The following is a 19,852-nucleotide window of genomic DNA, read 5'->3' on the forward strand; positions in this document are numbered from 1 at the left end:
TGAAACCGAGGTAGGGCCGCACCTTGGCTTCCGAGTAATCGCCGGAAAAAACCTAAAACCCTATCAGGGATTGAAACTACAGCGCTTTTGCTCTATGCCTGGGAAAACCAAGAGCCGGAAAAAACCTAAAACCCTATCAGGGATTGAAACCGAGGTAGGGCCGCACCTTGGCTTCCGAGTAATCGCCGGAAAAAACCTAAAACCCTATCAGGGATTGAAACATGAGTACCGCTCGTTTTTCTAAGTCACTTACTAGCCGGAAAAAACCTAAAACCCTATCAGGGATTGAAACTCAGGATGAGAGCAAATCTTACATCGGAGTTTGGCCGGAAAAAACCTAAAACCCTATCAGGGATTGAAACTGCCAGATAAACTTACAAAGCCTACTCCAGGATGGGCCGGAAAAAACCTAAAACCCTATCAGGGATTGAAACTTAAAAATGTAGTAATCACCCCTACATTTCCTACAAAGCCGGAAAAAACCTAAAACCCTATCAGGGATTGAAACATAGTGGCGATTGGAGGTGGTAACTGATGAAATAGCCGGAAAAAACCTAAAACCCTATCAGGGATTGAAACGGCAACGATTTAACGATCGCCACGCAAACAGGCAACTGCCGGAAAAAACCTAAAACCCTATCAGGGATTGAAACCTTTGACAACTCCTTTGGCTACTGGAAAGGCGAACGCCGGAAAAAACCTAAAACCCTATCAGGGATTGAAACTATCTATGTTTCTCGGGACGATTTGGTACCACTATATGCCGGAAAAAACCTAAAACCCTATCAGGGATTGAAACTAAAACAATTGGCTTATGACTGCGGACTGACCAAGCCGGAAAAAACCTAAAACCCTATCAGGGATTGAAACCCGCTCGCAGCGATTCAAGGCTGGTGTAGAGGCGCCGGAAAAAACCTAAAACCCTATCAGGGATTGAAACCATCCAGGGCAATGGACTCAGTTAGAGCGACCAGCCGGAAAAAACCTAAAACCCTATCAGGGATTGAAACCCCTTCATTTTGAGAATATTCTCAATAATCCACGTCGCGCCGGAAAAAACCTAAAACCCTATCAGGGATTGAAACCTGATAGACGACACCGGCGGCGGGGTTGAATTCGCGCCGGAAAAAACCTAAAACCCTATCAGGGATTGAAACCTGCAAAATGGTTGCCGATCACAATTCCGCCCACCGCCGCCGGAAAAAACCTAAAACCCTATCAGGGATTGAAACTCTGGACGGCGCTACGCTAGCCCAGCAGCGCCACTGCCGGAAAAAACCTAAAACCCTATCAGGGATTGAAACGCCTAGATTTGAATTTGACCGCGCTCAATTTCCTGCCGGAAAAAACCTAAAACCCTATCAGGGATTGAAACGTACTTCCTCTCATTCGGAGTGACCACCGCCATTGCCGGAAAAAACCTAAAACCCTATCAGGGATTGAAACTCCTTTTATCAAGCTGAGGGTAGAGATTACCCCAGCCGGAAAAAACCTAAAACCCTATCAGGGATTGAAACGGTAACGGCCCTCCGGAATGGTATATTGGACTGGGCCGGAAAAAACCTAAAACCCTATCAGGGATTGAAACCGTACCCCTCTCATTCTCAAGTCAAGACCGATGAGCCGGAAAAAACCTAAAACCCTATCAGGGATTGAAACGACAGAAACAAACGCACTGTGGAGTATTTTTGGAAGCAGCCGGAAAAAACCTAAAACCCTATCAGGGATTGAAACCGCAAGCTAATACTCCGCGCTTCAGCGAGCGTCAACGCCGGAAAAAACCTAAAACCCTATCAGGGATTGAAACAACAAAGAAGGCTGGTTTGCGATTATCGAATTGTTACGCCGGAAAAAACCTAAAACCCTATCAGGGATTGAAACCCCTACTGGTTGCCGGACGACTTGCGACCTCTCCCCGGGCCGGAAAAAACCTAAAACCCTATCAGGGATTGAAACCCACCGATCGGGAACAACCCGAAATTGGGATTACCAGCCGGAAAAAACCTAAAACCCTATCAGGGATTGAAACCCAACCATAGATAGTCGCTTGTGGTGGTGTATCAAGGCCGGAAAAAACCTAAAACCCTATCAGGGATTGAAACGTCAGACATTAAACAGGACGCTCAGGAAGCTACTGCGCGCCGGAAAAAACCTAAAACCCTATCAGGGATTGAAACTTTAATGAGTCGCGATTTGCCACTTCTTCCGGGGGGCGAGCCGGAAAAAACCTAAAACCCTATCAGGGATTGAAACAATATTTGCCGCAGTAGCTCTTAACACCCTGAAGCCGGAAAAAACCTAAAACCCTATCAGGGATTGAAACTACTGAGGTTTAACTCCTTCTTCTATAAAGTAAAGCCGGAAAAAACCTAAAACCCTATCAGGGATTGAAACGAAGTGCCAGTCGTAGTTGAGCGCCAAGTATACATTGCCGGAAAAAACCTAAAACCCTATCAGGGATTGAAACACTGATAATATTTCGGTAGCAAAAGTCCAAGCGGAAGCCGGAAAAAACCTAAAACCCTATCAGGGATTGAAACTGGAAACCTGCATGACTAATATCCCTTGACGAGTACAGCCGGAAAAAACCTAAAACCCTATCAGGGATTGAAACTCACGAAACTATTTTTATCGACACCTAGGGAGGAAGCCGGAAAAAACCTAAAACCCTATCAGGGATTGAAACGGAGAATACGATCAGTGTTAATATTCGCATTAGTTTAGCCGGAAAAAACCTAAAACCCTATCAGGGATTGAAACTAAATTTGGCATTGCTTTGTTTGTGTATTTCTCGCCGGAAAAAACCTAAAACCCTATCAGGGATTGAAACCTTGCAGCATTTCTTTCATCAATAGCAGCTAATTGAGCCGGAAAAAACCTAAAACCCTATCAGGGATTGAAACAGCACAATCGGCAACCATATAGAAAGAATACTACCGCCGGAAAAAACCTAAAACCCTATCAGGGATTGAAACACCTTTTAGGCATTAAACACGGCTCAAAACCATGTTTGCCGGAAAAAACCTAAAACCCTATCAGGGATTGAAACGTCATCACGGGAATGATAACGAATCTGTGCAAGCACACGCCGGAAAAAACCTAAAACCCTATCAGGGATTGAAACTCTAGGGATTCAGAATCTACTTCGATCGCTCCCTCAAGCCGGAAAAAACCTAAAACCCTATCAGGGATTGAAACCTTTACAGGCTAATGGGTGCTTTAAATTTTACCATAAAGCCGGAAAAAACCTAAAACCCTATCAGGGATTGAAACACAACAGTATTGCCTTTCGGGTTAACCGCCCGGCCGGAAAAAACCTAAAACCCTATCAGGGATTGAAACCTTGAGGTCGGACATTAAGGGTCGCTTGTCGTTGCGGCCGGAAAAAACCTAAAACCCTATCAGGGATTGAAACCCGAAAATGCGAAGATAGTCACTCCCTTTTAATCCGCGCCGGAAAAAACCTAAAACCCTATCAGGGATTGAAATATAATTAAACTGCTAAATGCGGTGGCGGGCGGTTAACCCGAGCCGGAAAAAACCTAAAACCCTATCAGGGATTGAAACCCTACAATTTTATTCCCTACAGATATTATGGAGCCAATTCGGCCGGAAAAAACCTAAAACCCTATCAGGGATTGAAACCAACTGTCATCACTCCTCCTTTAATAACTATTGAAGCCGGAAAAAACCTAAAACCCTATCAGGGATTGAAACACAAGTGCTATGCGTCCAGTTGATGTAATACAGCCAAGCCGGAAAAAACCTAAAACCCTATCAGGGATTGAAACTCCGAGGTGTCTGGGCGGTCTTGCTTAAAGGGGTTTGGCCGGAAAAAACCTAAAACCCTATCAGGGATTGAAACACTTGACATTACTCGTACATTTGTTTATCATGCCGGAAAAAACCTAAAACCCTATCAGGGATTGAAACTATTTCGTCGTCGAAGGCTGTGCGAATCAGGCGCTGAGGCCGGAAAAAACCTAAAACCCTATCAGGGATTGAAACTAGCACGATCGTTGTGCCAGGTAACGAGATCTTATAAGCCGGAAAAAACCTAAAACCCTATCAGGGATTGAAACTTGAAAGGTCAACATTTACAGGGACTTGTTTAGATAAATTGCCGGAAAAACCTAAAACCCTATCAGGGATTGAAACGCCATGACAATTAAGAAACTGGTTGACGAGCTAAAGCCGGAAAAAACCTAAAACCCTATCAGGGATTGAAACTCCAGAATGACCGGGAGAGAGCCAGAATTGTACAGCCGGAAAAAACCTAAAACCCTATCAGGGATTGAAACTACCATTGGGAATCCCGTACTAGGCTTGATGCCCAAAGCCGGAAAAAACCTAAAACCCTATCAGGGATTGAAACCCTTTTGCCGAGAATGGCGATCGCATGGAATACCGCCGGAAAAAACCTAAAACCCTATCAGGGATTGAAACATGAAGAAAAAGATTTACATACACAATACCGCCCATTGCCGGAAAAAACCTAAAACCCTATCAGGGATTGAAACTAGATTCGGTCAAGTTTTCGATAAACGACAAGCCAAGCCGGAAAAAACCTAAAACCCTATCAGGGATTGAAACAAGGAGCGATTAGCTAGTGTCGGTACTTCTAACAAAGAATTAAGCCGGAAAAAACCTAAAACCCTATCAGGGATTGAAACATTTTTTGACAAATCCATTTGTCGAAACTGAACATATGCCGGAAAAAACCTAAAACCCTATCAGGGATTGAAACTTCAATAGCATTCACTTAGCATTGTACAAGCTATGCCGGAAAAAACCTAAAACCCTATCAGGGATTGAAACTAAGGACGTACACAACAGCAAATGGAGGTCAATCCGAGCCGGAAAAAACCTAAAACCCTATCAGGGATTGAAACGCGTTCGCCCACCTCAAAACACTCCGCTAGGATTCGGCCGGAAAAAACCTAAAACCCTATCAGGGATTGAAACTTCAGCCTCTATTTTTGCTAACTATGGCTACACGCCGGAAAAAACCTAAAACCCTATCAGGGATTGAAACAGCCATCAGCACCGATGGCTATCTCTTCCTCTAACGCCGGAAAAAACCTAAAACCCTATCAGGGATTGAAACGCACATTCCCCACTTTCTCTATGGATGGCGATTAGCCGGAAAAAACCTAAAACCCTATCAGGGATTGAAACTGCCTCCAAATCTAAATCTAAATACCCACGCAATAAGTCAGGCCGGAAAAAACCTAAAACCCTATCAGGGATTGAAACATCTTGGTAGATTTCAATTTGGCACACATATTTGCCGGAAAAAACCTAAAACCCTATCAGGGATTGAAACTCTGACTCGCAAGTCAAGGGAGCTATCGCCTCTCGCCGGAAAAAACCTAAAACCCTATCAGGGATTGAAACCCGATTCCGTAACAGAATCCGAACCGGTAACATTGCCGGAAAAAACCTAAAACCCTATCAGGGATTGAAACCTATCTTCTTTGGGCGTGATAGCTGCTAATCCCGCCGAAAACAACCTAAAACCCTATCAGGGATTGAAACTTTCGGAAGTATTCACCAGAGGAGGAGACAGGAGGAAAGAGGGTATTCTTCTCCTGACTCCTGACTCCTGACTCCTTCTTCGCCGGAAACAAGTTTACTTCAAACACTTCTCACAGCACAGGTGGTGCTCATGGATCATCTCACATTTGATAAAAGTGGTCGGATTCAGGAATTGATTCAAACAGCACGGTGTAGACTATTATATTTACCGCCATACTCTCCAGAGTTTTACAAAGAAGAGTCTTGGCTAAAAAGTCAAATTCGTAAACAGCTTGATGAGTTTGATTGCTTACATTTTGGCGACCCTTGGATGTCTTGCGCCTTGCGTCCTAACACGGGCGGTTGCTATATGTGATTTCCCAGATTATTCAGTTGAAAAAATACCCAAATTATGACCAATCAAACAACTTCTCCACTCCTACTCAGTCCCTTCAAAATCGGAGATTTACCCTTAAAAAACCGGGTAGTCATGGCACCCATGACGAGATCCAGAGCCGGTGAAGCGCGGATGCCCAACGCCTTGATGGCAGAGTATTACACTCAGCGAGCCTCCGCTGGTTTAATCATTACAGAAGCCACAGTGGTTTCTACTCAAGCTAATGGTTGGCTCAATACCCCCGGTATTTATTCAGACGAGCAAGGCGAAGCTTGGAAACAAGTTGTGACTGCGGTTCATGCCCACGAAACGCCGATTTTCATGCAGCTTTGGCACTGCGGACGAGCTTCCCACAGCAGTTTTCATCAAAACAATCAATTGCCAGTTGCAGCATCTGCCATCAAAATAAACGGAGAAGGCATTCATACCCCTCTAGGTAAACAACCCTACGAAACCCCCCGCGCTCTAGAAACCGATGAAATCTCCCTGGTTGTAGAAGATTATCGCAAGGCGGCAGAACGAGCAAAAATGGCAGGTTTTGACGGTGTAGAAATTCACGCGGCAAACGGCTATCTCATTGACACATTCCTGCAAACCAAAACTAATCACCGCACTGATTCCTATGGCGGCTCAGTTGAAAACCGTTACCGTTTTCTTAAGGAAATTGTGGAGGCGATTATCACAGTATTTCCGGCAAACCAAGTGGGAGTTAGACTTTCTCCCAACGGTGTTTTCAATGACATGGGTTCTCCCAGTTATCGAGAAGATTTTATGTATTTTGCAGGGCAGTTAAATGCCTATGATTTAGCTTACCTTCACTTGGTGGACGGTTTGGCTTTTGGCTTTCATGAATTGGGAAAGCCGATGATGATAGGAGAGTTTCGCGATGTATTTACAGGACCGCTCGTTGGCAACTGCGGATATACTCAAGAACAGGCTGAAACGGCCCTGAGCAGCAAAGTTGCAGATTTAATAGCTTTTGGTCGGGATTTTATCAGCAATCCTGACTTGGTAGAGCGTTTTACTAATGGTTGGCCGCTCAATCCGCTTGCTGAAGTCGGCGTCTGGTATTCTTTTGGGCCTGAAGGTTATATCGATTTCCCTACCTATGAGGAACCGGCAGCTATTTCTTAGTTGAGTTGGTTGGGGCGGGTTGATCAATAAATACCGAGTAAGTGCATCATATATAATGGTCAACCCGCCCCTAAAAGATGTATGGTTAATTTCTCAAAATAAGAGTCGGAGTTGGACTCATATTTAATTTTCATCGCCCGTTGAAAGCGAGTATTTATTATTTGTAAAAACACTTCTTCTGCCTGCTGCCTCCTGTCTCCTGCCTCCTGCCCCCTGCCTCCCGTCCCCTGCCTCGAATTTCTAGCTTGGCTGCAAAAGTGAGAGCATCCCGGTTGAGATCGAGAACGTTTCCCCATATCCTAATAACCATAGGGTACTTCAAAACATCCAAGCTGCTAGCTCAGCGTTTGAGTGCCTGAAAAAAATCAATAGCGGAAGCGCTTTTAACAAGATGGCACAAAATCACAAATCAACGGTTATCATTACCGGCGCTTCCTCCGGCGTCGGTTTGTACGGCGCGAAAGCTCTCGCAGACAAGGGATGGCACGTAGTCATGGCCTGTCGGGACGTGCGGAAAGCCGGAGACGCCGCCCGAGAGTTGGGCATACCTGAAGGCAGTTTCTCAATCATGGAGATTGACTTGGGCGATTTGGAGAGCGTGCGTAGGTTTGCTCGGGCATTTAAGGCCAGCGGCCGGCCTCTGGACGCTTTGGTGTGCAACGCCGCCATTTATATGCCTTTGATTAAGGAACCGCTGCGGAGCCCGGAGGGTTACGAGTTGACGATGACTACCAATCACCTGGGTCATTTCCTGCTGTGCAACCTGATGATGGAAAATATGAAGCCTTCCTATTATTCCGATGCGAGAATCGTGATTTTGGGAACCGTGACTCACAATCCAGACGAGTTGGGCGGGAAGATTCCGCCGCGCCCGGATTTGGGCAAGTTTGAGGGTTTTGAAGCGGATTTCAAAGACCCGATTTCGATGGTTGACGGCAAGAAGTTTGAACCGGTCAAGGCTTACAAAGATAGCAAAGTTTGCAACGTGCTGACGATGCGGGAATTGCACCGCCGCTTTCATGAATCCACGGGGATTACTTTCACTTCGCTTTATCCGGGATGCGTTGCGGATACGCCGCTGTTCCGCAACCACTATCCTTTGTTCCAGAAGCTGTTCCCGCTGTTTCAGAAGAATATCACCGGGGGTTACGTTTCGCAGGAGTTGGCGGGGGAAAGGCTGGCGATGGTGGTTGCAGATCCCGAATACAAGCAATCTGGGGCTTATTGGAGTTGGGGGAACCGCCAGAAAAAAGATGGTAAGTCTTTTGTACAGAAGGTTTCTCCCCAGGCCCGCGATGATGAAAAAGGCGAGCGGATGTGGGAGTTGAGCGCTAAGTTGGTGGGATTGACTGACGGGGCTCAAATGGGTGCTGCGGCTAGTGCGGGCCGCTCTGCATAATTCAAAGTTACAAATCCCCTTTATCTGGCTTGGCGGTTGAAACGGCGTCTACGCACAGGAGGTGGGTAGACGCAACTCAATAATAAAGGGGGTCTTAAAGTCGGGTTTGGTATGATATCAATTCCGGTTTCACTCCTCCGGAATTGTTGACTGTTGACTGTGGACTGTTGACGGGCGGGTCGAACAACTGAATGGTTGAGTGTTAACTGTTGACTCGATTTTATTATTCCCATGCAACCGGAAACGATATGATGCACCAAAATCAAAGAAACCGGGTTTTTTAGTGGCTCTGCGGGTTGTAACTCACATCTTGCACTATTCTTAAGAACAGGCAAGATGCCTGTTCCACAAGAAAATTTCTCTCTTGTGGAACAGGCATCTTGCCTGTTCTTAAAAAGATTATTGAGAATGGTGCAAGATCTCAGTTGTAACCCGTCTTTTCGGAAACAACCCGGTTTCTGGTTTACCCTGGCGCCCAAGAATGTTCTGGTCGCTGCCTTAGCATGAAAGCGTAGGTTTTGCAACCCAAAATATCGGCTTTTTTTTAGCGTTTACGATCGACTTACACGATATTTTTTCGGATAAGAACCCGGTTGGTGCGTAAGTGTTGGGAAATGAACAGCCGTCGATCGACCTTTTGGTTTGTAGTGTCGCCGAAACTGTTGGCTGCGACGGCTGTTTCCTTTTTTGCTGTTAAGATTGATTTTTACTTGAGGGTGCTAAGTTCCTGAAAATATTTTCCCCCACTTAAGCGAGATAATAATTATATTCTATGGCTTGTCGATCGCAAAAACTATTTTTATTCGCTGGTATTTTTGGGTTAGTTTTGTTGGGAAAACCAGCGAAAACATCCGCTACCACAGTTGAAATTTTGACCTCAAATGTTGAGGATTTGGCAGCAGTCAGCAGCGGAGGCGATCGAGCTTTAGCCCCCAACGATACCACTTTTGACAAACGCGAAGACTTGCCGATAAAAGACGAGGAAACACAGTTACCCACACAGTCAGAACGATCGGTGGGGGCGGAAACTCCCGACTTACCGCCGTCTGCGACAAATTCAGTCGATGTGACATCTTACACCATTCTCAAGAACAGGCAAGATGCCTGTTCCACAAGGAGTGAGTTTTCTTGTGGGGTGGGCATCCTGCCCGCCCGTAAAAGGCTTATTGACAATGGTGCAACATCTCAGGCCGATCGCACATTCAGCACAAAAACTCAAGAAACCGAGCTTTTTAACTCAGATCAAAAGCTAGAAGAAAATATTGACCGACAAAAAATTGATTTGGGTATCGATCGAGCCTCGCAACTCAGTCAACTGCCCAACCCAATTTTGCCGCGAGAACCCGAATTACCAGCTCCTGAGCCGCCGCAACCCCCTGCTCCGTCTCCCCTCCAACCCACCCAGCCAACACCCGTTGACAGCGAAATTAGACCGGGGATTCTGGGTACAATTAAGGTCGCTGGCTTTGAATTTGAGGGCAACACAGCTTTTAGCGATCGCGAACTCGCAGAAGTTACGCAACAGTTTGCGGGCCGCGAAATCACCTTTGCTGAACTGATCGCAGCAGAAGCAGCCGTTACTCAAAAATATGTAGCGGCAGGATACATCAATTCCGGCGCTGTAATTCCCGCCAACCAAACCTTTCCGAGAGAAGGAGGTGTGGTGAAAATTCGGATTGTAGAAGGCGGATTAGATGAAATTGTGATTACTGGAAACAGGCGCTTAAATTCCAATTATGTGCGATCGCGCCTTGAGCGCGCTACCAGAAGGCCCCTCAATCGATCTCGGCTGCTGGAAGCATTGCAACTGCTGCAACTAGACCCCTTAATTGCTAATATTTCCGCCGAATTGCAAGCCGGAAGCCGCCCGGAAAACAGCCGCTTAGAAGTGCGCGTCAAAGAAGCAGACAGCTTTAGCGCTGAAGTGTTCGCAGACAACAACCGATCGCCCAGTGTCGGCAGTTTTCGGCGCGGTGTTCGCATCAATCAAGCTAATTTACTCGGTTTGGGCGACGGATTAGAGGTATCTTATGCTAACACCGACGGCAGCAATGAATTTAACGGCAGCTACACAGTCCCCATCAACGCGCGCAACGGCACGATTGGGTTCGCTGCGAGTGCTGCTAGCACCAATATCATCGAGGAACCCTTTGATGCTGCTGAAATTGAGGGGAAATCGCGGACTTACGAATTAACTTACCGCCAGCCGATTGTCGAAAAGCCCGATCGCACTTTGGCTTTGGGACTGAGTTTTTCACGGCAAGAAAGCGATACATTCCTGTTGGGGGAACGATTTGCGCTTTCGGCGGGAGCAAACGATCGCGGCGAAACCCGGGTTTCGGCTGTGCGCTTTTTTCAAGAATACGTGCAGCGGAGTTCCAACCAAGTGTTCGCGGCGCGATCGCAGTTTTCCCTCGGCACTAATCTGTTCGGCGCGACTGCGAACGATAGCGGGCGTGACAGCCGCTTTTTGGCGTGGCGCGGACAAGCGCAGTACGTGCGGCTGCTAGCGCCAGAAACCTTGCTGATAGTACGTTCTGACATTCAATTAGCCGATCGCCCCCTGCTTTCCCTCGAACAAATTGGGATCGGCGGCGTTCAAAGCGTGCGCGGATACCGCCAAGATTTGCTGTTAACTGATAGCGGTGCAATCGCGTCGGCTGAAGTGCGAATCCCGGTTTGGCGTGTCCCGGAAGTCCAAGGATTGTTGCAAGTCGCTCCGTTTATCGATTTTGGGGTAGGGTGGAACCAGTCGGAGGAAAACCCGAATCCTGACTCGGATAAACTGCTGGGTGCGGGTTTGGGGCTGCTTTGGCAGATGGGCGATCGGTTGAATGTGCGTTTAGACTACGGTATTCCTTTGATCAATGCTCGATCGGGCGATCGAACTTTGCAGGAAAAAGGCTTATACTTTCGGATTAATTACTTTGCTTTCTAAATTTTAAGTTGGGTTGAGTGCGATCGAACCCTACGCTTCGCTTCGCCCAACACTTTCATCTTTAGCGCTGACGGTCAAATTTTATTAAGTGGCGGCCTCGATCGCACGATTAAACTGCGGGATGTCGCAACCGGACGCTAGGGCTATAGCAAAATAGCCTATCCAAAGGTATGTTTGTGAAAACATACCGGATAATGTATTGACAATCTACCTTTTTTGTGAAAACATAAATAAAGTACAGGATAACAAGCCAATTGTTTGTAAAATCTAGTACATTGTTCAACTTATATTCACAGCAGAGGCTTTATGGCTTTAGTCATTCCAGGCGTAAAGGGACATTTGGGCAACACTGACTTCTATCAGGCAACGATGAAAGTTCGTGACCTAGTACAAGGAGTGCGGTCGGCTAGCGAACTTGATGAGTGGACAACAATGAGCATTGAAGAGCGGATACAGCGCGACCCAGACCTAAAACGAGTTAAGGAGCAGATTGCTCCCTACATAGCAGAGTCCAAGGATCGATTTTTTGGTGCAATGGTTGTATTAGTCTACAAGGGGGAAATTTACTTTGATAGTCTGAGAGACTGGGTATCTAATAAAGCTCCACGCGCTTATCAATCAGTCTCAGATAATATTGGTGTACTTACAATAGATGGTGGTTCCCTCATCATGCTTGATGGACAGCATCGCCTTCTAGCTCTTGAGAAGGTAATAAAAGGTGAGGTGATTGGATCATGCCGCGAGGATGTGCCAAATGATGATGTCTGCGTCATCTTTATTCAGCATGAAAGCAATGAAAAAACACGTCGGATATTTAACAAGGTTAACCGCTACGCAAAACCAACCAGCAGAGGCGACAACATTATTACAAGTGAAGACGACCGTAGCGCCATCATTGCTCGCCAATTATTAAATGAAGGAGCGCCGTTGGGTGTTAAAGCGCGTGGAAGCAGCGATGTTGTTGAATGGAAGAGCAATGCACTTGCGGTAAGAAGCAAAAAGCTGACGACAATTAGTGCTGTGTATGAAACCGTTAAGCTTATTCTTAAAAGCGAGGGTGTAGCACTTGACCCTAATAATCGTCCATCAGAAGAAGAATTAAATCATTACTACGAAACAGTTGAAAAATTTTGGAACGTTGTATTAGACGGCTTACAACCCTATAAGGAAGCCCTTGAAGATAGCAGTCGCATACCTCAAATGCGAAAGGATGATCAACCCTACTCGCTCTTATTCAAACCAGTTGGTCAACTAGCTTTATTTAGAGGACTAATTGCAGCAACACGCGACAATCGATTGGCGCTGCGCGAGGCAGTGCGACGAGCCAGCAAAATAGATTGGCAAATGTCATCAGGAATCTGGACAAATTTTCTTGTAGCTCCCAGCGGTTCTATGCTTAGGGGAGAACAGCCACCAGTGCAGGGAGGTAAGCTGATTCATTACTTAATCACCGCTGACAAGATGACTGAAGAGGAAATTGCTGATATTCAGCGAGAATACAACATCGCACATGGAATAGACCTTAATATTGACGAATCGCTTCCATTACCTAAGCCTATTGCTGAAATTTTTCCTACGGCTGTTGGAACATAGGTCTGTCTCCTAATTTGTGGCACATATATTCAGGGAACTACTTAACGGGGGTGGTTCTCTGTTTTGTTTCAACTCTCGTAGTTGGGTTGTCATCCGCCACCATACTGCCAACCCAGCAAGCTAACTTATAATTGTATTACAGTTGCGGTACAATTATGATAAAGCAAGCAGCGATAAAGTCTCGTCTTCATAAAATAACTCGATCGCGCTAAAATACCGACGTAGCAAATTTTCAGCTTGCAATGTCGAACAGTTTCCAAGGCGAAGCCAAATAACTTTCGGTGGATTCCCAAATACTAAGCTCTGATCGTGCATATCCGCGTCTTTCGAGACAATCATCAAATTATTGTCTTTTGCATAATCCCAAACTACTGGGTCGATCGTCGCTTTCATGCCCACATCTCGAACGTGAAGCGAATTTGGGAAAAGATCGCTCAAACTATTCGGTAACTTGGGCGACAAGTTTTCATCAAAAAGTAATTTCATGCGGATAAGGGAGCAGTCATAAACCGACGCTCACGGTCAGCAGCATAAGCTATGCAGGCTTTTAAATCTTCTCGCGTCAGATCGGGAAAATCATCGAGAATTTCTGCTTCGGTCATCTCGGAAGCCAGGTACTCAAGCACTTCATAAACCGTAATTCGCAAGCCGCGTACACAAGGCTTACCACCGCGTTTATTTGGTTCGACCGTGATGTGGTTTCGGTAGTTCATAGTTGGAATTATCGTCATTGTGTTCTCGACCTTTGCCAAATCTTAGCCTATGGCTGCGGATCAGGCAAGGTTGTCAATCTTGTTTTTAATACGATCGCGCAAAAGTTTTTTGAAATAGCGTCATCCAATTCTCATAGCTTATACATATAGCCTTTCTCAGAAAGATGAGGTACTCATGGGCATAGGGCATACCTCACTTTTTTGAGAACCGCTATATAACGAAGTTCAAGTGCGTTGCAAAAGCTATTAAGGCGATTCAGCAAAGCATTGTAATAGAGGTAGGCATCATCCCGTTCATCTTCAAGAAGAGCATACAGGGTCAGTTCTGGCTCTGCTGCTAGACGATCTTTAGGAACATCTAAGCCGGCTTCGGCTAGGCGCGTTGCTGCGATCGCGACTAACAATGACCCAACTGTATTCATTTTACCATGATGAAGATCGTTTAATCCAGGTAGAATTAGCTCCGCTCCCGGCAACTCATTCAAGCTCATGACTGTTCCTCCTCTGAGTTACCTTCAAACGTCGCACTGAAAACAGCTATCTTTATTATATTTGGGAAAAGTCCACTTTAGGGGTGAAAGAGAGTCGATCGAAGACTGGGGCGATCGCACTGATATAATCCAAATATATAATTCTGATGGAACCGGAAACGATATTATTTATATAACAGGATTTAAGCTATGTCTCGCTTGTCTTCCGGCCTACTTTTTGTTTTCTTATTGCTATTTCCCTCGAAAACCTTCGCCCAAATCATTCCCGATAATACCCTGGGGCCGGAAAGTTCGCGGACTGTTCCCGATACTATCAACAACTTACCCTCAGATAGAATCACTGGCGGCGCAACTCGTGGCGTTAACCTCTTTCACAGCTTGCGCGAATTTAACATCCGTGAAGGGCGGGGAGCTTATTTTGAAAATCCCAGCGGAATTACCAACATTTTCACCCGCGTTACGGGTCCCAACTCTTCTAATATTTTAGGAACTCTGGGAGTTTTAGGCAACGGCAACTTATTTTTAATTAACCCGAAAGGAATTATATTCGGGCCGAATGCGCGCTTAGATTTGCGCGGTTCGTTTATCGGTTCAACGGCAGACAGTATTGTGTTTAATAACAGTTTTGAATTCAGCAGCAAAAACCCGCAAACATCCCCGCTATTAACCGTTAATATTCCCGTTGGTTTAAGATTTAGAGACAATCCCGGTGCAATTGTCAACCAATCGACGGCTGTAGGCAAAGTAAATCTTCCAGCCTCTGCTGTGGCAATCCCGATTAGCGATCGAGTTGGTTTAGCAGTAGAACCAGGTCAAACTTTAGCACTGATTGGCGGTGACATCCAACTCCAAGGTGGTAATTTAACCGCCAGCGGCGGACAAATTTTACTCGGTAGCGCCGCCAGTCCCGGTTTAGTTAATTTTGCACTGACTCCTCCTGTTTCTCAGCAAGGGAATTTAACTGTTAATTATGATAATATTCAGAACTTCGGCAATATTCAAATAGCCGATGGCTCACTGATCGACACTAGCGGCATTGGTGGCGGCAGAGTAGAGTTAAAAGGTGGAAATGTCGCCCTCAGCGGTGCGCGAATTTATGCGCTGACACTGGGAAATATTGATGGTAGAGGTATCGATATCAGCGCTCAAAAGTTGCGAGTGGAAAACGGCACGCAATTTTCTACCCTGACTCTAGGAGAGGGTGCAGGAGGCAATATCAATTTACGCGCTGCTGATTCAGTAGAAATGATCGGGCTGGGAGTTGAGGGGTATCAAGAGGTTGCAATTAAATATTTGGTATCGGGAACTACAGACCCGTTTGACCCGCTAATGATGCTGTTTAATGCTAGTGCTGGTGCTGGTTCGGGGGGGGATATTACGATCGACACCGGCCACCTGCTTTTCAACAATGGGGTAGTAGGTAGCGGCATCACTTTTGGCGGTGGAAATGGCGGCAATTTAATCATTCGCGCCAATACTTTTGAGATGGTGGGTTCTGGAATTAACAACGGGACAGCTAAAGAAAGTACAGGTGCGGGAGGAAGCATTAGTGTTGATGTCGCGAAATTAATTATGCGCGACGGTTCTATTCTGGGTAGCACCAGCTACAGCAGCGGCCCGTCGGGGAATATTAACATTAATGCTGCTGAATCAGTAGAATTGTCTAACAGCGGCCCGACAACGGTTGTGTCAACCGGAATTAGCACGCTGAGTATCGCCTCTAACGGCAGGGCGGGGAATATTAACGTCGATACTAAGCGGTTGACTCTCTCGGGAGGTTCGGCGTTTACATTGGGAACGGGTGTTTTAGTTGGCAGGTTTTTGTTTTCTCAGGAGGGGGGGCCTGCTGGAAACTTAACAATAAGGGCTACTGAATCAGTAGAAATTTCAGGCATTTCTCAACTTTTGAGCAGCGGAATTCAGAATGCGAGTGGCCTGACTTCTGGAACTTTGAGCTCTAGTCGGGGTGGGGATATTCGTATTGATACGCCAAGCCTAACCGTGCGGGATGGGGGGATAGTTTCTACGAGTTCTTTGGGTGTAGGAGATGTGGGGAATATTACTGTTAATGCCGATCGCATTGAGGTCAGCGGCAGCGGAAATAATGGTCTGTTTGTCAGTACAGTTGATGCTTCGGTGGGCAAGATATTTGGTACTAATCCCGATGCTACGGCAAATGCGGGTTCGTTGAATCTGAATGCCGATCGATTAATAGTCAGAGATGGAGCTACAGTGACAGTGCAGGCTACGGGAACCGGACGGGCTGGTAATATCAATGTTGTCGCAAATTCGATCGCTCTTGACAACAAAGCGATGATTGACGGTACGACTGTATCAGGTACAGGAGCAAATATTAACCTGCAAGCACGAGACATCCAATTGCGCCGCAACAGCCGAATTACCACCGATGCAGGCACTTCTGACGGAGGCAATATCAACATCAACAGCGACATTCTTGTCGCCCTCCCGCAAGAAAACAGCGACATCACAGCCAACGCCGGCACAGCAGGCGGCGGCCGCGTGAATATCAATGTCCCCAATGTCTTCGGCTTTACAGCAGCGAGTCGCGAACAAGTCAGAAGCAGGTTGGGGCTCAGTGACGCCCAATTTGCAGCCTTGCAAGTAAGTCCTACTTCTCTGCTTCCCAGCAGCGACATCGCCGCGATTTCCCAAAGTGGCGGCGCGGCTTTGCAAGGGGCGGTAACATTTAGTTCTGTTGGAGTCAATCCCGTTCAAGGTTTAGTGGAACTGCCGCAAAATGTGGTCAATCCGGCTGCGTTAATTGCTGCAAATCCCTGCATCCAAGGGGCCGAGAACGAGTTTACTGTGACTGGTCGGGGGGGATTGCCACCGAGTCCTAATGAAGTTCTCAGCAGCGCAGAAGAACCGTTGCCGTGGGTGGAATCAGCGGTAGGTGGAAGTCAGCAAATAGAAGGCCAAAGAGCCTCCATAGAAATTCGACCAACACAAATTATTCCCGCTCAAGGTTGGGTAATCGACGATCGAGGACAAGTAAGGCTGGTAGCCTATAATTCTGGTGGTGGTGCATTTATTCGCAGTCCGAAACCGACGGGTGTGTGTGTACCTCGATAGGTACTCTTCAGGTTTTAGCTAACCCCTCGCTATTTTCCTTCTACTAAATTAACCAGACTTCAAAGATGCGCTGCCAATCTTGGGCCCTGTTTTTTGCATTCTTACTGCTGTGTCCTTTCCCTGCGATCGCTCAAATTGTCCCCGATAATAGCTTGGGTTCAGAAAGTTCGCGGACAGTTCCCGACACGATTAATAACTTACCATCGGACAGAATAGAAGGCGGTGCAACTCGCGGCGTTAACCTCTTTCACAGCTTGCGAGAATTTAACATCCGTGAAGAGCGGGGAGCCTATTTTGCCAATCCTAACGGAATTGCCAATATTTTTACCCGCGTTACGGGTGGCAACCCTTCTAATATTTTAGGTGTGTTGGGAGTCCAAGGAAATGCCAACTTATTTTTACTTAATCCCCAAGGAATTGTCTTCGGTCCTAATGCCAGATTAGATTTGCGTGGTTCATTTTTAGCAAGTTCAGCCGATAGCGTAGTTTTCAATAATGGCTATCAATTCAGCAGCAGCAATCCGCAATCAGTAGCGCTGTTAAACGTCAATATACCTATCGGTTTAAACTTTCGAGAAAATCCGGGAAAAATCATTAACTCTTCAGCAGCACCAGCCTTAAATTTACCACAATTACCCGCTGGAATCCCTCAGATTTTCAATAACATGGGCTTAGGAGTTGAACCCGGAAAAACTCTCGCCCTAGTGGGGGGAGATATTGAATTAAATCAGGAAAGTGTCACTGCATCTACCGGACAAATTTTGCTCGGTAGCGTCGCTAGTCCGGGGATGATTGGATTTGTGGCAACGCCATTGGGATTAAGTTTAAACTATGACAAGATTTCCAACTTTGGTAATATTCAAATAACCAACGGCTCACTAATCAACACCAGTGGAATCGGTGGCGGGAAAGTCGATATTCGAGGTGGAAATGTCAACCTCAACGGTGGGCGAATTTATGCACTGACTTTGGGAAATATCGATGGTAGGGGTATCGATATTAACGCTCAAAATTTTCTGGTCCAAGGTGGAGCGCAAATCTCCACGCTGACAGCAGGAAGTGGTGCCGGAGGCGCTGTCAATATCCGGGCTACAGACTCCGTAGAAATGAACGGGATTGGATTAGATAACTATAGAGTGTTTGGTGGTCAGTATACGTTATCTGGCTCTTTCGACCCTTTTGACCCACAACTTGTCCTAATCACTAGCACTAATAGCATGGGAGCCGCCGGAAATATCACGATCGACACCGGAAAGCTGTTGATAGACAATGGAAGCGCATTGACTAGCGGCACCTTCAGTGCTGGCAACGCCGGAAATATAACCATCCGTGCCGGGGTTTTAGATATGGTCGCTTCTGCAATCCACAGTGGCTCACTTGTGGGGAGTACGGGTAGGGGAGGAAATATCACCTTTGAGGGAGAACGTTTAACCGTGAGCGATGGTGCTGCTCTGATCAGCCTCACCCGCGGTGAAGGAGGAGCGGGGAATATCAACATTAAAGCGAATGAATCAGTAGAAGTGCTGCGGACTCCCACTGGAAGTCCCGTAGCAAGTTTAATTGGGTCAACTGCGAGCGGTGTGAATGGGCAAGCCGGGGACATTAATATCGACACGAAGCGGTTGATTATCTCTGAAGGAGGCGGAATTAGTTTATCTAGCGGAGCAGTTGTGGGCAACCAACCGTTGAATACAACTGGGGGGCCCGGAGGTAATTTGACAGTGAGGGCCACTGAGTCAGTAACAGTCGAGGGTTTTTCTGGAGTTTTGGCGAACGGGAGTCGGAATCCCAGTTTTATCTGCGCTGATGCCAATACTGCTAATCGGGGAGGGAGTATCAACATTTCTACACCTGTACTGACTCTCCGGGGTGGAGGAGTTATTAGCACTGCATCTTTAGGTCAAGGAGATGCCGGAAGTATCACTATTGATGCGGGTCGTGTAGAAGTTATTGGGAATGGGGGTCAAGGTGAATTTAACAGTCAAATTCAGACTTCTGTTGGGATTGCATCTGACCTTATAGATCCTAATGCTACGGCTAACGGAGGTTCGTTGAATCTAAATGTCGGGGAATTGATTCTTCGCAATGAAGGAACACTCAATCTGCAAGCTTTAGGATCGGGAAGGGCTGGTAACATTAACGTCAAAGCAGATTCAATTTCCCTTGACAATCAAAGCAGCATTGACGGTAGAACGGCATCGGGCTCCGGAGCGAATATTAACCTTGAAGCACGGGATCTCCAGTTGCGCCGAGCCAGCAGAATTACAACTGATGCAAGTATTTCTGATGGTGGCAATATCAACATTAAAAGCGATATTCTGGTCGCTCTCCCGCAAGAAAACAGCGACATCACAGCCAATGCGCGATCGGCCCAAGGTGGTCGGGTTAATATTAATGTCCCTAATGTTTTCGGGTTTACATCAGTCAGTCGTGAACAGGTTCGAGCGAGTTTGGGATTAACAGATGCTCAATTTGCAGCCTTGCAAGTAAGTCCGACTTCTTTAGCGGGACTTAAACATAAAATACGATAAAAATAGGTTATAATGCTTACATAGCAAGCATATAACGTTAAAAAAT

General features: G+C 46.4%; 10 protein-coding genes and 1 CRISPR repeat array. Of the genes, 7 read left to right on the plus strand and 3 right to left on the minus strand.

Going from position 1 to position 19,852, the window contains the following annotated elements; genetic code table 11:
* Positions 1-40 precede the first annotated feature (40 nt).
* A CRISPR array of direct repeats spans positions 41-5,538; the repeat unit is 37 nt; unit sequence GCCGGAAAAAACCTAAAACCCTATCAGGGATTGAAAC.
* A gap of 67 nt (positions 5,539-5,605) precedes the next feature.
* From QUA04_RS23330 to QUA04_RS23350, 5 genes are all read left to right on the plus strand, one after another.
* Entirely contained in the window at positions 5,606-5,893 is a 288-nt protein-coding gene (locus QUA04_RS23330; RefSeq protein WP_333261380.1) for a transposase, read from the plus strand.
* A 36-nt stretch (positions 5,894-5,929) separates the two neighbouring features.
* Entirely contained in the window at positions 5,930-7,048 is a 1,119-nt protein-coding gene (locus QUA04_RS23335) for an alkene reductase (RefSeq protein WP_333261360.1), read from the plus strand.
* Between the two features lie 391 nt (positions 7,049-7,439).
* Entirely contained in the window at positions 7,440-8,447 is a 1,008-nt protein-coding gene (locus tag QUA04_RS23340) for a protochlorophyllide reductase (RefSeq protein ID WP_333261363.1), read from the plus strand.
* 772 nt (positions 8,448-9,219) lie between these two features.
* The gene (locus tag QUA04_RS23345) at positions 9,220-11,385 is read left to right on the plus strand and encodes a ShlB/FhaC/HecB family hemolysin secretion/activation protein (protein WP_333261366.1); all 2,166 of its coding nucleotides are present in this window, start codon (positions 9,220-9,222) and stop codon (positions 11,383-11,385) included.
* A gap of 306 nt (positions 11,386-11,691) precedes the next feature.
* Complete coding sequence (locus QUA04_RS23350; protein ID WP_333190608.1) at positions 11,692-12,978, plus strand: DNA sulfur modification protein DndB; 1,287 nt, start codon at positions 11,692-11,694, stop codon at positions 12,976-12,978.
* Positions 12,979-13,131: 153 nt separating this feature from the next.
* On the opposite strand, the gene QUA04_RS23355 is transcribed toward QUA04_RS23350, so the two are convergent.
* The 3 genes from QUA04_RS23355 to QUA04_RS23365 form a co-directional block, all read right to left on the minus strand.
* Positions 13,132-13,464 (minus strand): DUF5615 family PIN-like protein, encoded by a 333-nt coding sequence (locus QUA04_RS23355; RefSeq protein WP_333261369.1) that lies wholly within the window; start codon positions 13,462-13,464, stop codon positions 13,132-13,134.
* Positions 13,461-13,691: a DUF433 domain-containing protein gene (locus tag QUA04_RS23360; RefSeq protein ID WP_333261371.1), complete on the minus strand. Its 231-nt coding sequence runs from the start codon at positions 13,689-13,691 to the stop codon at positions 13,461-13,463. Before QUA04_RS23360 ends, QUA04_RS23355 begins: the two co-directional genes overlap by 4 nt.
* A 173-nt stretch (positions 13,692-13,864) precedes the next feature.
* Positions 13,865-14,182 carry a hypothetical protein gene (locus QUA04_RS23365; RefSeq protein ID WP_333261374.1) on the minus strand — a complete coding sequence of 106 codons (318 nt, stop codon included), beginning with the start codon at positions 14,180-14,182 and terminating at the stop codon, positions 13,865-13,867.
* Positions 14,183-14,371: 189 nt separating this feature from the next.
* Here QUA04_RS23365 and QUA04_RS23370 point away from each other — a divergent pair, with 189 nt between their 5' ends.
* Both QUA04_RS23370 and QUA04_RS23375 read left to right on the plus strand, forming a co-directional pair.
* Positions 14,372-17,275 (plus strand): two-partner secretion domain-containing protein, encoded by a 2,904-nt coding sequence (locus QUA04_RS23370; protein WP_333261376.1) that lies wholly within the window; start codon positions 14,372-14,374, stop codon positions 17,273-17,275.
* A 65-nt stretch (positions 17,276-17,340) separates the two neighbouring features.
* A complete protein-coding gene (locus QUA04_RS23375; protein WP_333261379.1) occupies positions 17,341-19,806 on the plus strand; it encodes a two-partner secretion domain-containing protein in 2,466 nt (821 codons plus the stop codon).
* The last annotated feature ends 46 nt before the right edge of the window (positions 19,807-19,852 follow it).

Source organism: Microcoleus sp. S13_C5 (genome assembly GCF_036700845.1).
Taxonomy (GTDB): Bacteria; Cyanobacteriota; Cyanobacteriia; order Cyanobacteriales; family Microcoleaceae; genus Microcoleus.

Excerpts from the sequence above, each read along its gene's own strand:
- QUA04_RS23335 (WP_333261360.1), top strand. The coding sequence starts at position 5,930 with ATGACCAATCAAACAACTTCTCCACTCCTACTCAGTCCCTTCAAAATC.
- QUA04_RS23340 (WP_333261363.1), top strand. The coding sequence starts at position 7,440 with ATGGCACAAAATCACAAATCAACGGTTATCATTACCGGCGCTTCCTCC.
- QUA04_RS23345 (WP_333261366.1), top strand. The coding sequence starts at position 9,220 with ATGGCTTGTCGATCGCAAAAACTATTTTTATTCGCTGGTATTTTTGGG.
- QUA04_RS23350 (WP_333190608.1), top strand. The coding sequence starts at position 11,692 with ATGGCTTTAGTCATTCCAGGCGTAAAGGGACATTTGGGCAACACTGAC.
- QUA04_RS23355 (WP_333261369.1), bottom strand. The coding sequence starts at position 13,464 with ATGAAATTACTTTTTGATGAAAACTTGTCGCCCAAGTTACCGAATAGT.
- QUA04_RS23360 (WP_333261371.1), bottom strand. The coding sequence starts at position 13,691 with ATGAACTACCGAAACCACATCACGGTCGAACCAAATAAACGCGGTGGT.
- QUA04_RS23365 (WP_333261374.1), bottom strand. The coding sequence starts at position 14,182 with ATGAGCTTGAATGAGTTGCCGGGAGCGGAGCTAATTCTACCTGGATTA.
- QUA04_RS23370 (WP_333261376.1), top strand. The coding sequence starts at position 14,372 with ATGTCTCGCTTGTCTTCCGGCCTACTTTTTGTTTTCTTATTGCTATTT.
- QUA04_RS23375 (WP_333261379.1), top strand. The coding sequence starts at position 17,341 with ATGCGCTGCCAATCTTGGGCCCTGTTTTTTGCATTCTTACTGCTGTGT.